12 protein-coding genes are annotated in these 16,167 nt (G+C 41.0%); 2 read left to right on the plus strand and 10 right to left on the minus strand.

The window, feature by feature from the left end:
* Positions 1-11: 11 nt before the first annotated feature.
* The 8 genes from murG to AC2SLT_RS02375 all read right to left on the minus strand — a co-directional run bounded on the left by murG (position 12) and on the right by AC2SLT_RS02375 (position 10,915).
* Complete coding sequence (gene murG / locus AC2SLT_RS02340; RefSeq protein WP_486546323.1) at positions 12-1,163, minus strand: undecaprenyldiphospho-muramoylpentapeptide beta-N-acetylglucosaminyltransferase; 1,152 nt, start codon at positions 1,161-1,163, stop codon at positions 12-14.
* A 626-nt stretch (positions 1,164-1,789) separates the two neighbouring features.
* Positions 1,790-2,233 (minus strand): DUF2147 domain-containing protein, encoded by a 444-nt coding sequence (locus tag AC2SLT_RS02345; RefSeq protein WP_486545868.1) that lies wholly within the window; start codon positions 2,231-2,233, stop codon positions 1,790-1,792.
* A gap of 438 nt (positions 2,234-2,671) precedes the next feature.
* Positions 2,672-3,658, minus strand: coding sequence for a glutathione synthase (gene gshB, locus AC2SLT_RS02350; RefSeq protein WP_486545870.1), 987 nt, complete (start codon positions 3,656-3,658; stop codon positions 2,672-2,674).
* 152 nt (positions 3,659-3,810) lie between these two features.
* Complete coding sequence (pyrE, locus tag AC2SLT_RS02355) at positions 3,811-4,488, minus strand: orotate phosphoribosyltransferase (RefSeq protein ID WP_486545871.1); 678 nt, start codon at positions 4,486-4,488, stop codon at positions 3,811-3,813.
* 208 nt (positions 4,489-4,696) lie between these two features.
* Positions 4,697-6,010 carry a hypothetical protein gene (locus tag AC2SLT_RS02360; RefSeq protein WP_486545873.1) on the minus strand — a complete coding sequence of 438 codons (1,314 nt, stop codon included), beginning with the start codon at positions 6,008-6,010 and terminating at the stop codon, positions 4,697-4,699.
* Positions 6,011-6,178: 168 nt separating this feature from the next.
* Positions 6,179-7,018, minus strand: a complete 840-nt coding sequence (locus AC2SLT_RS02365; RefSeq protein ID WP_486545875.1) for an SDR family oxidoreductase — start codon at positions 7,016-7,018, stop codon at positions 6,179-6,181.
* Positions 7,019-7,083: 65 nt separating this feature from the next.
* Positions 7,084-8,502 (minus strand): PGAP1-like alpha/beta domain-containing protein, encoded by a 1,419-nt coding sequence (locus tag AC2SLT_RS02370; RefSeq protein ID WP_486545876.1) that lies wholly within the window; start codon positions 8,500-8,502, stop codon positions 7,084-7,086.
* A gap of 283 nt (positions 8,503-8,785) precedes the next feature.
* The gene (locus tag AC2SLT_RS02375) at positions 8,786-10,915 is read right to left on the minus strand and encodes an Lnb N-terminal periplasmic domain-containing protein (protein WP_486545877.1); all 2,130 of its coding nucleotides are present in this window, start codon (positions 10,913-10,915) and stop codon (positions 8,786-8,788) included.
* 311 nt (positions 10,916-11,226) lie between these two features.
* Between AC2SLT_RS02375 and ampD the strand changes: the two genes are divergently transcribed.
* Positions 11,227-11,868: a 1,6-anhydro-N-acetylmuramyl-L-alanine amidase AmpD gene (gene ampD / locus AC2SLT_RS02380; protein WP_486545879.1), complete on the plus strand. Its 642-nt coding sequence runs from the start codon at positions 11,227-11,229 to the stop codon at positions 11,866-11,868.
* A 166-nt stretch (positions 11,869-12,034) separates the two neighbouring features.
* A complete protein-coding gene (gene murJ / locus AC2SLT_RS02385; protein ID WP_486545880.1) occupies positions 12,035-13,585 on the plus strand; it encodes a murein biosynthesis integral membrane protein MurJ in 1,551 nt (516 codons plus the stop codon).
* A 317-nt stretch (positions 13,586-13,902) separates the two neighbouring features.
* On the opposite strand, the gene AC2SLT_RS02390 is transcribed toward murJ, so the two are convergent.
* Together AC2SLT_RS02390 and AC2SLT_RS02395 are read right to left on the minus strand one after the other, a co-directional pair.
* Positions 13,903-14,181, minus strand: a complete 279-nt coding sequence (locus AC2SLT_RS02390; RefSeq protein ID WP_486545882.1) for a type B 50S ribosomal protein L31 — start codon at positions 14,179-14,181, stop codon at positions 13,903-13,905.
* A gap of 402 nt (positions 14,182-14,583) precedes the next feature.
* A complete protein-coding gene (locus tag AC2SLT_RS02395) occupies positions 14,584-15,900 on the minus strand; it encodes an EcsC family protein (protein ID WP_486545883.1) in 1,317 nt (438 codons plus the stop codon).
* Positions 15,901-16,167: the final 267 nt, after the last annotated feature.

A 16,167-nucleotide genomic window follows, 5' to 3' on the forward strand; every position in this document is an offset into this window, starting at 1 on the left:
TTTTATGAAATTTATCGGGATTCAGCGGTTAATTCAGCACAAATATAGTCTGCAGTCATCACGGTAGAACCCGGATTAGCCAAGGCTCTCCCTTTAATTGCCATGGTTTGACACTTTTCTCGGTCCAGATCCATTAACACTTGTGCTAAATATTCAGGGGTTAATTTACTTTGAGGTATTAAATAAGCCGCATCTTCAATAGCCAATGCGCGAGCATTAGCCGTTTGATGATCATCAACCGCATGCGGTAGTGGTACGAAGATGGCTGCCAGACCGACATTTTGAATTTCAGTAACCGTCAACGCACCTGCACGACATAGTATGACATCTGCCCACACATAAGCCTCTGCCATGTCCTCAATAAAAGGTGCTACCGTCACCTCGTGTCGTGATCTATCGACAATCTCATAACTTTTTAGCGTGCTATCCAAGTTATTGCGTCCACACTGATGATAGACTGAAATAGGCTTATCTACTTGTGCTAACGCTGAGGGAACCGTATGGTTAAGGACGGCTGCACCCAAAGATCCACCAATAATCAATACTCTTAAGGGACTATCGTCATTACTATCATATCGCGATTCTGGCGGGTCAATCTGACAAATCTTTTCTCTGACAGGGTTACCCACGGTCTCAAGCTTCGGGTTGTCGATACTTTCACTATCACCAAACGTGTTAGGAAAGGCTTGCAATACTTTTTGAGCAATCTTGGATAAATATCGATTACTCATGCCGGCTATGGCATTTTGCTCATGAATAATCAGCGGCGTCCCCGTCGCTTTTGCTGCTAATCCACCCGGCGCACTTACGTAACCACCGAAACCAACAACGATATCAATATTATTATTTTTTATGACTTTAATACTTGCCAGTACCGCTTTAGACAACGTAAACGGCATTTTGAATAAACGACCGACACCTTTACCACGGAGACCTTGCATATCAATAGTATGGAAGGTATAACCTACTGGACGTACAAGATCATTCTCCATGCCCTGAGGGGTACCTAACCAATGTACCACTGCTCCTCTTTTAGTGAGCTCCTCAGCGACGGCTAATGCTGGAAATACATGTCCACCAGTACCAGCCGCCATCATTAATACCTGAGGAGATGTTGTCAATTTTGTGGCATTAGGAACCAACTCTTTGTAATTACTATTCATTGCAGAAGACGCAGACACCAGAAACTCTCCCGAGATTTTGTGATATATATGGTTATATAAAAGGGACCAAAATAGGGTAAAAATTAAATTGGAAAATCATAGCATATTTTTAATTCTAACAGGTAATACAACTGGGTATTTACATCAATAAAGCATCATTAAAATATGATGGCCGTTGGCAACTTAATGAGAGTCAAGACGATCAAGCGCAAGTGCTACTTTATTCAGCTTAGGGCTAATACTATCAATTTTTAGTTTGTCCAATACTATAGTCATAGCCACATAAAAAAGTTAAGGTGTTAATCTCGCTTAGCCTACACCAGTAGTACTTACACTCGATTGCCTTGTACCTCATTTATTTGACTACGACTATATAGGAAAAACTTTAGGATATGCAGAAAATTGAAACAGTTCTATATTTCTAACTTAGATACAAAAAGCCAAGTAACATATATCGTTACTTGGCTTTCAAAATTTTAAAAATTCATAAAAAAAAGATTTTAAATTGGTACCCTTTCATTAGTAATGTAACCTATATCTTCATTCACTATTTATCTAAAAGGGTTAACCCAAAACTCTTAATACTTCAAACACCAAATTTGCATAATTTTATCGGCTAGTTTAAATTAACGGCGTTTTAGAATACGAGTCTTACCTAAAAATGAAACACCTTTGTAACCACGTAGCTCAAGCGTATTGCCTTTTAACTCGGCTTTGCCAGAGAAAGTCATACCCGTCTCAGGCTCTATTCCTTTACCACTAATATATTTATTTGGATTATTAGGGTCTGCTTTTAGATTCCAAAGTACAGTGGCTCCGGTTAAAGGTTTGTTTTTAAACTTACCTTTACACGTATCACACACTGCTTTACCTGCTGCACGTGGATCTAAAACTTGAACAATTTTCGCTGAAAGCTTCCCGTTACTTTCTGAAAACTGCAACACGGCATCCGGTTGACCCTTATCGTTATAAGTGGTCCATTTTGTATTGTTTAATTGATCGGCAGCACTAGCGCTAAAACCAAAAGCTAAACCAGCAGTTAATAATAATGACTTGGCTAACATATTCATGATACATCCTTGTTTGAATTAAAAGTAAAAGCAGTTTAAGAATATTTAGAAGGGCTTCTCATACAAAAGCAACCTACATAATAAATCTATTAATGCTTCTAAAAATTTAAATGCTTCAAGAGCTTTAAAACTCATCAACATTTAAAAGCTTCTTAAATTAAGAGTACACTCCCTTCTAAACGATACATTTGATAAAGTGATAAAGTTCGACTGCTTCAACTAAACCAGTTACTCATAACACTTTATACTAAATATTATTTATACTAAAAACTATCTAGAATAGATAATACCCTCTCATAATATAAGAGTATGTAAAAAAATCAACCGTTAGCACCCTATGAGACTGATTATTTTGTAATTTTAGTTAGTTAAATCTTACCGTATTATTACTAGTGACATTTTAACGTTTCATCTATCATTTGAAGAGCTGATGAGCCCTTATAAGCTGTCTAGGCCTTTGGTAAATCGACGTTCAATGGCAATAATGAGATCGGTGGCAATATCTGTCCCACACTGATCATTAATCTCTCGAATACAGGTTGGACTGGTGACATTAATCTCAGTAATCTTCCCGCCAATAACATCTAACCCCACAAACATTAGGTTTTTCTCTTTTACGATAGGAGCGACTTTTTTTGCCACTGCCATTTCCTCAGCAGTAACCGCCATGGCGACACCTTGACCACCAGCTGCAAGATTACCACGGGTTTCCCCTTTAACCGGTATGCGTGCTAGACTAAAGGGAATCACCTTTCCATCAACGATTAAAATTCGCTTGTCACCGTCACGAATCTCAGGCAAATAGCGCTGAGCCATAATCGGTAGTGTTTCAAGCTCGGTGAGCATCTCAAGTGTCGAACCAATGTTCGGGCTGTCTGCTGTCAGTCTGAATATACCTGTTCCGCCCATACCATCTAATGGCTTAACAATCACGTCTTGTTGCTCACTGATAAAGCGGCGAATATGCTCCTGTTTACTTGTCACAATGGTCGGACTCATTAAATCACTAAACCACGTGGCAAATAGCTTCTCGTTACAATCGCGAATAGCTTGTGGATCATTCACCACCAATACACCCGCAGCTTTTGCATGATCGAGCATATAGGTACTGTATAAAAATCTCATATTAAATGGGGGATCTTTGCGCATTAAGATTACATCATAGTCCGTGATTGGCTGAGTCACTTTATCTGCTAAGTGATAAAAGTTTTCAGGATCTCGTCGAACAGTCAGGGCCTGCGAATCGACTTTAAGCGCCCCTTTATCTAACCATAGGTCATGAATCTGACAGTAGCCTAATCGATGCCCTCGCTCACCTGCCGCCCACATCATGGCGAGCGTAGAATCTTTTTTATAATTAACGGTTTCGATAGGATCCATGACCACTAAAATATTTAGTGACTGGTTTAGGGTATCTTGAGACATGGATCATTTCTCCGTTATCGCGGTCTAAAAAGTGGTGATTTATCGTGTCGAAAAGAAGATATTTATAACTTCAGACGTTAAAGTTTTGAATGTATAGCCTTGAATTTATAGCTTCAAAATAAATAGCTTTATAGTTTATAAATTAAAAAGAGCTACTCCACCCCATACTGCTCACGGTAATGACGCATTTTTGCTAACTGGGTTGCATCGCCGTTTTTGGCAACATAGTCGATAATATCGTCAATATCTACTAACGCCTTTACGGGTACAGATAGGCTCTGTGCCAGCTCTTGAATGGCAGACTGCTCATTTTGTCCTTTTTCCTTACGATCTAAGGCGACAAGAATACCTGCCACACTTGCTCCCGCGGTCTGAAGCAGTTCAATAACCTCACGCATAGCCGTACCCGCTGTGATGACATCATCTAACACCCAAACGGCTTGACCGCTGACATCGGCACCGACAAGATTTCCGCCCTCACCATGGTCTTTAACTTCTTTGCGGTTATAACCCCAATGGGCGTTGATACCATGATTATTCCAAAGAGCCTGCGCTGTCGCCGCCACAAACGGAATGCCTTTATAGGCGGCGCCAAAGATGACCAACTCATTATTACCGGACTGCTTTACCTGATCTGCCAACACCTCAGCATACCCATTGGCAAGTAATGACAGCATTTCACCTGTTGCCAATAAGCCTGCATTAAAAAAATAAGGGCTTATTCGACCAGATTTAAGAACATATTCCCCAAATTTCAAAACTTCATTTGAAAGAGAAAGTTGAATAAAACGACTGCGACTAAAATCATGAGTGTATGAAGATGCTACCATTAAAAATCCTATAAAAACAAAAAAACACTAAAACTCTTAGAGACCTTTGGTTTAGAACTGGTCGCTAGAAAATTTTTACTTGAAAACCTGTTACTAAGAAAATTATAAGTTAAAAACTGTTCACTTAGGGAAGTGTCAGTCGAGGCATATTATAGACACTTTCAAATGAGTTTGCTGCTTTTATAGCCCCTTATAATTCTATAACCCTTTATGACCAGCCATTAATATAATAACTACTGATATTCGGGTAACGACAGAACAAGGCAGAACGAGAAGAGACATTGATATAAACCGGTTGGCCTAAGTTCTCACTCGTCTTGCCTTTAGAGTTAGTAGTTGAACTAATCGAGTGCTGAGTGGCATGGACGATATCAAACCCTAAATATGCAGCAGCGACTATAACATGTCCAGCGAACAATCTAATTTGGCGATATTGCTTCTCAAACTGTGGATGACTATTAAATTGGCTTAAGACATAGCTACGCATATATTGACAAATTTGCTGAGCAGTCATACGCCGATTGATAGATTGTCTACGTTGACACTGTTTGAGTATATGAACTGCCACACTACATGCCAAGATATCGGTGGTCAAGCTATCGACCCCATTATCAAAGCGCTCTGGATATAATACAAGCTCCCAGTTGGGGGCGAATATATCGTTGATCATCTCTGGCATCACCCTTGCCAACTCAGAAATAGCACTATTGCCACCGTCATTTGTTTTATGGCTTTGCGACTGATAAACCCCATTGCCAAATTCGGCAGTTGAGGGTTGCTTTAATCCAGCATACTGATTATCCGTCTCGTCATCCGTCGTAGTAACCATCTTAGTCTCAGTTTTAAAGCCATAGCGGGTTAGGTTTGGGTATTTTTGATAGACCTGTTGAATATCCGAGATATCTAGTAGCGTCATTTGAGTTAATGGCGCTAGCAGTTTGAGATTATCTTTGGAATCAACGACTGATACAGGCTCAAATAAACGGCTTGGAAGATTTATTAATCCCCCCAGTTGTAATAACTCTAAGTGAGAGGCCATCTCTGGAGAGGCAATTAAATCCCACATAGAGGCCGTTTCAAGCGACTGACGTTGAGATTGACCTGATGGAAACTCTGTCGCTGCCTGACTGGATAAAATACTTTGTAAAGAGTGATGATATCGAGGGGCGGGCACTGGAATGTCCGTTAAAGGACGATCCGGATCTAAGGCCTGATTGTTGGGTTGAATATTGGGATGTGTGATACCCGCATTATTCACTTGACTTGCAAGCAGGGCTTTTTGAAAAGCTTGGATAGCACTGTCTTCTTGGCCCATAGATTGCGACTTGCTTGGAGATTGAAGATTGTGGCTCTGTTGGTTTTGATGCATTTGGTTCGGAGATTGCTGTTTCTGTGATAACTGTTTTTGAGACAGCTGGTTCTCAGACAGCTTGGCACCTTTTATCGAATGAGTGTTGTTAGGCGTGTTCTGTTGTGACGAGCTATTTTGCGCATCGTCTTGAGAATTATCCATTGATGACATACGCCCTCCCGTTAAGCTTAACATACCAGTATTTTAAACGGTTTATTCTATCAGAACCGCTTATTTTAGTAACTAGACGTGACCTATGTTTTTTGACCTGTAGTCATAGCCTTTAATTAACTACCTTTCATCCTTCGTCGCTAGTCTGTTTGATTTTAAAAAAAAGACTCACTGCAACTGTAAAATATAAGTATAGCCTATTTTCCAATCTGGATATTGTAACCAGTCACGGGGAATATTACTGTGTAAGCGTTTTCCACTTAAAGTGCTGTTTTCAGAATCAGGTAGACTACTGCCAAGCTTATCAGCTAGCCAATAGGTTAGTTCATACGACGTTACTGGTGCATAGTCGGTAGCCAAATACATTGGCTTTACCTGCTGAGAGTCCTTTAACGTCAAAACTTGAACAATAATATTGACCAAGTCACTGTCCATAATACGATTTGTCCAAGTATTTTGGGACATGATGGGCTTGTCATTTTCTTGTGCTTTACGAACCCGCATCAATCGATTTGGTCCATAGATACCACTTGGACGAATAATGACTGCTCGCGTGCCAAAACCCGCTTGCAGCACATGTTCTGCTTTCAATATATAACGTGACGCTTCACGCTTAGGAATCATAGGCTCTGTTGTTTCATCGATCCATTGGCCTTCGTCCTGTCCATAGACACCAGTAGATGAGATAAAGACGACTCTTTCAAGATTCGGCAACTTATCAGCTTGTGACGTCAGTCGTTCAGCGATACTCAAATAGGTATTTTTGTAATCCTCTGCTTGATAGTGATTTGGCGTTACAATAATAGCGATATGGGTGAACTCACTCATGGACTCAGCCGTCAGTGTTAACGCATCCGATTGTATAAAGCCAGCATTAGGGTGCAACTGATACTCATCGCGCTTGCCTCTTGCCAATCCCGTTACCTTAATACCTTGGGTAGCAAGCTGATTGGTCACGGGTAAACCTATCGCACCTTGACCAATGATCAGCATATTGGGTTGTGACATTTTTATTCCTTATACACGTTCTAACTTTTATAGATTCCGACTTAATTTGAAGCTGTTAATCACTTCTAAGTCATTAACCACTGAGCCACTTGCTTGTGGACCCGTTTGTCTGAAAGCAATGCCAAGTGACTGACTTCGTACAATATGGCTTTGTGCTCATCCGGTACGTCTAACGTATACTCATCGGTCGTATGCTCACCTAGCGCTGAGGCAATATTGACCAAACCATCGCCCAGCAAGTATCCCACTGCTGAGTCATCATCCGCGTCAGTCAAAGTACCCGCTAAAAAGTAAGCAGAAATGTGATCTGGTAAAGGCGTAAAATAACGCTCATCATCTGATAACACACTACGGGTGGTTAATGACTGCCAATCCTCATCTCTGACACTGCCATGACGCAGATCAAGAATGCCGGAACTTCGAATATCTCCAAGCTTTGATAGTGCACTGGCAAAAGGTAATTTACCGATGGTTTGCTGAACCATATTCCCAATCCGCTCTAAAGCGGCACCGTGATGCGGCGTTCCTATGGCAATCAACTTATTAATATGATGTACCCAGTCATGGTTTTGCTCATTACCATAAAATAAAGCACTTCGTGAAATCAGCCCACCCATACTATGCCCGACCAAATCTATGGTGGTGATATCTGGGTTATGCATAATTAAACGTTGTAATATCTCGGAAAGCTGTCGTCCATTGGTAGAAATGCGTTGCCCTGTATTGTAGTCTAGGTATAGCAAAGTAGGTGTTGGCTGGTTAGTATCAGCATAGCTTTTTAGTATATAGTGGCCTAACCCCTCTTCACTGGTGGGCTGCCAATTTAAGTAACTCATACACAAGCCATGCATAATGATAACCACTGGACCAGTAAGCGGTTGTGACACTGAGTCAGAGTTTTGACCGATAACTTGATCCGACGATTGGTCAGTCATATTAATGGAGACTTTTGCCGACTGTCTAGTATTTGACTGTTGCCACTTAGATGGTGATATAGACTTTGACTTAGCCGAGCATAGACAATAAGGCTTGCCTTCCTTATCATAAAAGCGCATAGGGAGCGCTAAGGGATTACCTTGGGTCACTAAATGATCGCCTAATACGCCATTCAGTATATGGACGGCGGTTGTCATATAGTTTGGCAGAGGTTGTGGCTGTCTATACCGCATAAGCTGTCCGTATTGAGACATACCTAAGGTCAAACTGTGTCCAACCAGCGTGGTAATACTCCGTACAACGCTATAGACCCGCCCACTAATGCCCATGCGCCACAGACGGCTATATTTATCATTAAACAATCTGAAGGGCCGGAGTGCAATTTCACGATGCATGGCTTCTACCATCGTCGTCGTCTCAATAACTCCGGTAATCGACAGCTGGCTGATACCCGCTAGCATATTATCTAACGTGAGTGGTTCTGAAAGGGTGTGCGCACATATATTGTGAGATACCTGATGGTTATTTGGTAAATTCGAGCCTGTCATAGTTTAAAATCCATTTAAGTTACTTCATAATACTATGTATATTATCTAATTAATACTTAGAAGCTGTATTCACACCCTACAGTTGACTATTTTTATCTTAAATATGACATGACTTCAATAACACTCGGTTTAAATCAAATGATCATTCATCCTAACTGCTATACCTATCTATAATCTATAACCTATAAGGATGGGATGAGTATTGTTAGCATCTATTCTCAATCCTTAAATACTATTCTCAGTCCTTAAATACTATTACCAGTCCTAAAATACTATCGCAATATTAAAAGTGTTTAATATACGCCAACTGAATGTCATCACGACCGTCAATGCTATTTTGTAGCTCATAGCTACCTTGTAACCTAATAGCTTGGTTTTTATCGATATCATACTGAGCACCTAGGCTTAAGATCGGTTGCCAGTATCCACTTTTGACATGATTAACACTTGAGCTACCATGGTACCAATAGGGCAACTGCACCTCACTAATAACACGTGCTCTATCACCTAATTGGTAATGACACCCTAGGTTGACTCCGGCGCCCACCCGATATCCTTTACTCAAGCTTTTACCCACTTGCGCTGTCCCTGTCCCTAGGGCATAACATAGATGTGGCGGTAACTCACCAGTACCGGCTTTAGGGGTGCCGAATGCAACGGATAGGCCCTTTTCATAGCCAAAACTTCCCACTAAATGACTGTCGCCTTGAGTCTTATGATCAATGACATCCATTTGTGCGCCATCTTTAACTTGTGTCGCTTGCAAATTAACCCCCCAACTGGATAATAGCGAATCTCCGTTTCGTGCAGTATTAATGGGATTAAATGAGCGGCCACGCAATATTGTCAACGCTTGCAGCTCTAATCGGTCATGGTTGCCTTTTACTTTATCTGACTCTTTATAAGCTCTTAGTTCGACCGCCCCTGTTTCTAGATGAAAGTTTTGTGGATAACCACTAGGACGATCCAATGGCCCATTAAAGCCGCCCCGATATGCCAAGCTTAGATAGCCCGTATTATCTTGTGAGCCTACTCCCACCATAACTTGCTGGCGAGCATGGGCATCAAGGGCATTGTTGTTCGCAGGGGTTAGGTCTGTGATAATTAACTTTTGAGTATCAGCAAGACTGCTAGAAGGCAGTTGGCTTAATTCATTTAATTTGGGATTTTGCTCAGGGTCAGAGTAAGGTTTAGACTGAGACTGCTGTTGCTGTTGTTTTTTGAGGTAATTAAGTTTGGCTTGTGCAAGCGTTTTATCAGAGGGCAAGTAGCTTTGTTGTTTAATAAGGCCTTGTCGATTGAGCAATTGGATAACATCTTTTGGCACTACTGCCACTTTAAACTGGTCTAGTAAGTTACCTTCTGGGCGAACGACATCGATATACCGCAGAATCTCGGATGCACAATTATCTAACGTAAAGTAGTAAGGCAATTTAAGATCTTTGGTCTCCCAAACATGACGCATGATTTGTTGTACTTCGGCATGACTTAGATCGAGTGCATAGGTCCAAACATCTCGATTATCCTGTTGCAAGTACTCTTTAAGAGTTGCGGTATAAGGTTGAATGGTAATTTCATTTGGATAACGTCCAGAAATGGACTTCACTGCATAAATCATAAAGGGGTCGTTAGGATCGCCCCCTACCGTATCGTTGAGTGAATAGGCTTTATCGACAGCGGTAGGATCTTTTAAACTGGCGGTCGAATCTATCAATAATAAAGTGTGACCAAAAGCTGAGACAGGTCTGTCCGGATACTCTCCAGCAAATACAATGGAGAAACGTTGAGGGTCTATTTTTTGCATCCATGCATTAAGTTTAGGACAACTTAGTGAAGGCTGTTGTATTCCAAGCTCAGCGCTTACCCAGTGCGTACGGGCTGGAAAACGACACGCCACACTCTCATTGTTAGCTGTTTGCTTTGCAAGCCCCTCTTCCACTAGCTTGGTAATAAACGCTTCCAATTCTGCTTGAGGATTATTTTTACCGTTTTTACTGATGAAAAAGTCTGGTTTCTCAACCTTACTAGCATAATTTGAATAATAGTCTGATGATTGATGGCTTGCTGAATGATTGAACGTATTCAATGGTGTTTCATGGTAATAATGTAGTCGCAACCATGTGGGATGAGTCGCAAGCTTTTTATTATTGGCCAATTGTATCAGTCGCATAGCAAGTTGAGTGGCTTGAGTATGGTCCATACTGTTGGTTTCACTATCAGCCGTGTCAGCTATTATGGATGTGCCCGCATTATCCATGGGCCCAATTTGGGACTGACTTTGCGCAGCTGCATGCGTATAGGGTGTCCAACAAGCCATCGCACCAAAGACCATTAAATATGCCGCTTTTTTTTTCAGACCTACCTCATTATCTAGCTGTAGAGGCGTGGATAACACATATCTAGTCTTAAACATGATTCACCTTATGTATAGTAGAGTCGGCTCTTATTTATTTGGTGGTTTATTATTCATTTATGAGCATATTTTATAGAACTGACAACAATAACTTTTTTAACTCTTAAAGACGCATGAAATTAGCTTACAAACTATTTTATAGACATTAGATAATGATACTATGACACTTATTTGAAACCCTGTTATCTGACATAAAAAACGAGCCTACCGTTAGATATCATTTAGATTTTTAATACCGCTAATATAGTAGATAATATACATCTACCCTCTTATAACCTCATCAACAAAACCGGTTAATTAACAGTATACCTATGAAGAATCCTCTTTCAAAATTTAATATTAACAAGTCGCCTATCCATCAGACACCTTTTAAGAGCTCTGCGTTAGAGGTAAAGTCTGGCCGTCTGATTTCAGCCGAGTGGTTGCCGTCGCCAAATTATAATCAGCGTCCAGATAACACTGATATTAGGGCTATTGTCATTCACAATATCAGTTTGCCACCAGATCAATTTGAGCAAACAGACGCTAATGGTCAGCACTATGTCAAGGCGCTATTTACCAACACCCTAGATTGGGATGCACATCCTTATTTCAAAAGTATCGAAGGCATAGAGGTATCAACCCATTTGTTTATTGAGCGTAATGGACAAGTCACGCAATTTGTTAATTTTGAAGATAGGGCCTGGCATGCGGGTCGCTCAAGCTACTTAGCTCAGCCTGAATGTAATGACTATAGTATTGGGATTGAGCTTGAAGGCTCAGACTTTAAACCCTTTACTGAAACACAGTATCAGACTTTAGCAACCGTCATTGCTGCCCTTTATCAAGCCTATCCTAAAACTCGACGTCACTTAACAGGTCATAGTGACATTGCACCAGGCCGTAAAACAGATCCCGGTGAGCATTTTGATTGGGTTAAAATACGCCGTATGGTCAGCGAAGTCATCTCATGATGTTAAAGCTTTTATGTTAAGGCTTCCATCTTAAATATAAAGGTTCAATGAGAGAGCCTGCATTTAATTCACGTGAGTTCCATATGAGCGTATCATTCTTACCCAAAGATAATGATATAATCTGCGCAAATTTTATGACCTTTTAAATAATAGGCGTTACGACGACATGGCAAAAAGTAAACTGTTTCGCTCGACTATGATTGTTAGCTCCATGACCATGCTTTCACGTATTTTGGGCTTAGTACGTGATATCGTATTGATGGGTGTCTTCGGGGCGGGCGGTCTGATGGATGCGTTTTTAGTCGCCTTTAAAATTCCCAACTTTTTACGTCGATTATTTGCAGAAGGGGCGTTTAGTCAAGCCTTTGTTCCCGTATTATCTGAATATAAAGAACGCTTTACCTTACAAGAGGTTCAAATACTGATAAGCCGTACCTCGGGGGCACTGCTTTTAGTGCTCAGTATGTTGACCGTCGTGGTGATGATAGCCTCACCTTGGGTCATCACTCTATTTGCCCCAGGATTTTCTGACGACCCTGAAAAGTTTCAAACCGCCAGTGACCTACTGCGTTTAACCTTCCCTTACCTGCTATTTATTTCAATGACCGCGTTTGCAGGCAGTGTACTCCAAAGCTATGGTCATTTTGCCGCACCTGCCGTTGCGCCCGTATTACTAAATCTAAGTATGATTGCGGGAGCTTTGATATTCGCACCGATGTTTGACAAACCCATCATGGCGCTAGGTTATGCGGTTGCCATAGCGGGTCTGCTACAGTTCTTTATTCAGTTACCACAGTTGTATCAGCAAAAATTGTTAGTTGGACCCAAAATAGATTTGCAGCATGAAGGGGTTCGTCGTATCTTGAAGCTTATGCTACCTGCAATCTTTGGCGTATCGGTGACCCAAATCAACTTGCTGCTGAATACCGTGCTCGCCTCATTAATGATAACCGGATCTGTTTCTTGGCTATATGCAGCGGAGCGTCTGACCGAATTGCCTTTAGGACTCATCGGTGTCGCTATTGGTACGGTAATATTACCGAGTTTATCGACCAGCGAAGCCAATAAAGATGATGTCAGCTTTCGTAAGACTCTAGACTGGGCCTCCCGTCTTATTCTTGTCGTTGGGTTGCCAGCTACTTTTGCGCTGTTTGTGTTATCCGATGTATTGATGCAGACTTTATTTATGCGTGGTGAGTTTTTACTAGACGATGCGAGTATGAGTGGTTTTGCGCTACGTTGTATGTCAGGTGGTATATTAGGCTTTATGCTCATTAAAATCTTTGCACCTGCCTTCTTCGCGCGTCAAGATACCAAGACACCGGTCAAAATTGGTATTATTACAGTCGTTGCCAATATGATATTTAGCTTAATATTTGTCGGTCTCTTCTACTACTTAAAACTGCCTCTTCATGGTGGACTGGCGTTGGCCACTACCGGCGCATCCTTTGTGAATGCGGGTTTATTGTACTATCTGTTGCATAAGCGCAATTTGTTTCGTTTTGGACCACACTGGAAAAAGCTGTTTTTTCAGTTCTTGTTTGCCAGTATCGTGATGGTCGGCTGTCTATATATGATGCTGCCATACTTCCCTACGCACGCCTCACATTGGCACCGAGTATTTGCCCTATTGCTTATCTGTGCGGTCGGTGCTGTGGTATATGGCGTTGTATTACTGGCTTCAGGCTTCCGCCCTCGTCAGTTAAAACATGGTTAGGATTTAATAAGCTTGTATCACTTTAGACTATCTATATGACGAGTGCTAAGCGTTTTAAGATAGAGCGGTTTAGCCTCGATTGCAGCGGATATACTGCTTGAGCGCGCAAATTGCGGAGGCTTAGGATGCAGTGGCTCGCGAAGCAGGAGACACGGCATCCTTTAGCATTCCGCTATGCGTGCTCAAGCAGATAGTAGCGAAAAAGCGAGATTGGCTCCATAAAAAAACCACCGCGATAAACGGTGGTTTTTTTGTACACTACCCTTTCTAAATAACTAACCCTAAAATGAGCTATTTTTTAGAATGAATATCCGCTATTACTCAGCGTCAGTTTTTTTGCCTTTACTACGGCCACCAAACGCGCCAAAGCGTTTGTTGAAGCTTGCCACACGACCTTCGTTAGACGTTTTACGTTGCTCGCCTGTGTAAAAAGGATGTGACGCACTTGAGATATCTAGTGGGTAGTAAGGGTATTCTTTGCCTTCGTATTCACGAGTGGCTTTGGTTTTTGCAGTAGAACGGGTTAAGAAGTACACGTCAGCATTGGTGTCGTGGAATAATACTTCTTGGTACTCTGGATGGATATCTTTACGCATTTTGATTTCTCTCTTTGTCCGATATACAGCTGAGCTGTATTAGCTGTACGTAACTGAGGCACTAGCGCATTTGTATGATTAGCCATCGTGTCACTGGCGTATTCCAGCACAAAACACCAATCATTTGCATCTCTAGCCTTCCCCAGTGGGAAGTTAAGGCGGTAATTTTACAGACTTACAAAGCTACTTGCAAGTTAAATAGTTGTGAAATAACCGCAACCAACTTCGCTATCTCACTCTCGGCTACTATATTCAACTGCTTTAACTGATATCTAACTGCTTTTACTGATACTCTAATATCAAAAACAAACTTAGTTATAAATAGCTAAAAACAAACAATGACTATAGCTTAAAAACTATAGCCATTGTGCTAATCAGTTGTGCATATATTGTGATAACTGCTTATTTATTATTAGCGCTGCTGTCTTTGGTTGAATCAGATTTTGTATCCGTCTTAGAGTCGTTTTTAGACGCTTTACCAGAATCCTTCTGCGCGTCATTTTTATCTGACTGATCATCAGACTTTGATTCTGGCTTTGACTTTGACTTTTGATCAGTTGATGAATTAGCTGAGTCTTTAGCAGCGTTGTCTTTAGACTGATTGTCTTTAGTCTCGTCTGCTTTGTTATCTTGAGCGCTGTCTTTTACGCTTTGCTTAGCGTCAGTGCTATCTTTAGACTGATCAGATGATGACTTATTTGACTGATCAGAATCGGTCTTACCAGAATCGGTTTTATCAACAAGTGCTTCTTTAGAAGGAATAGGTTCAGGGCCAAACGTGGCTTGAGCGACACCAATAACTTGATCAATTAGATGGCTGTTGTAATGAACTGTTGTTGCCACTGATGCGATAGGCAACAGTTTGGTAAGCCATCCTAAGTTAACATTATTGATATCTAAGTCAAACTGCTCAGCCAACTTGTCGACTTGCTCGGCATAAAACTTAACACTGGTACTAACATTACCGAGGCCTTTGGTAATTTCGTCACGCACAGTGGCATTGTCAACATTGCTTGCAAGTCCTTTAGCAATACCTAACGCCGTTAGAACGGTTTGTTTTTCTTGCATTTTGCTTAAGTCGGCGTGAGACAACACGGCATAAGCCATTTTGACGCCTTGCTTACCAGTGAGCGGCTTATCATAGACAGATGCTAACTGATAGACAGAACGTAATGACACCAATAATAACCAAAAAGTGTCGGCTAACATACCGGGTAATCCTGCAAGCCCACTAACACCGCCCATTGTCGCCAAAGCGCGGTTTTGATTGGCAATATCACGTGCTAAAGCATTGCGCTCTTGATCGCTTAACTCTTGAATACCTTCTAAACGATGCTCACTTGGTAGGTCAATTTGACTCCACGTTGCCGCCAATTTGGCAACTTGTGAAAAAACACTGTCCGTTGCCTTTTGGACCATGCTGTCTGGTAACACCTTTTTTGCAAACTTACCATAAGTTGAAAAGCGACCACCCATAAGCTGTTGAGATGTCTTTAAGGTTTGTTGACTTAGTAAATTATTCGCATTGCCTGTCTCAAAGTTAGATAAGTCGACCGCTTTAAAGTGATTGGCTTTACCTGACTTGGCATTGATACCATCAAGCAACGACCCGAAACGCTCAAGATTATTACGGGCAATATGACCGACCGTGTCTATACCATTAACAACCTTACTGTTAGACTTTGACTTTGAATTAGAGTTTGATTTTTTGTTACTCATACAATATTTCCTCAATAAATTAAGTTATAAAAGTTTAAAAGGTTTAAAAATTAAAAAAATGCAATTGTGTCTTTTCTTTAGATACTAGTGTCCGTTTTATTCCTATAAATAAGAGTCGTAAATTAAATGTCGTAAATTAAATAAGAATAAAAGCATTCCCGTCTCAGTAAAATTATATAATTAAGATAATAGACCCAATTATAAAGTTACGATAATAGACTCAATAAGATAAATACCGTAACTCATTTAAAGATAAGGCACTAGTTT

The sequence above is a fragment of the Psychrobacter sp. CX18 genome, assembly GCF_057396215.1.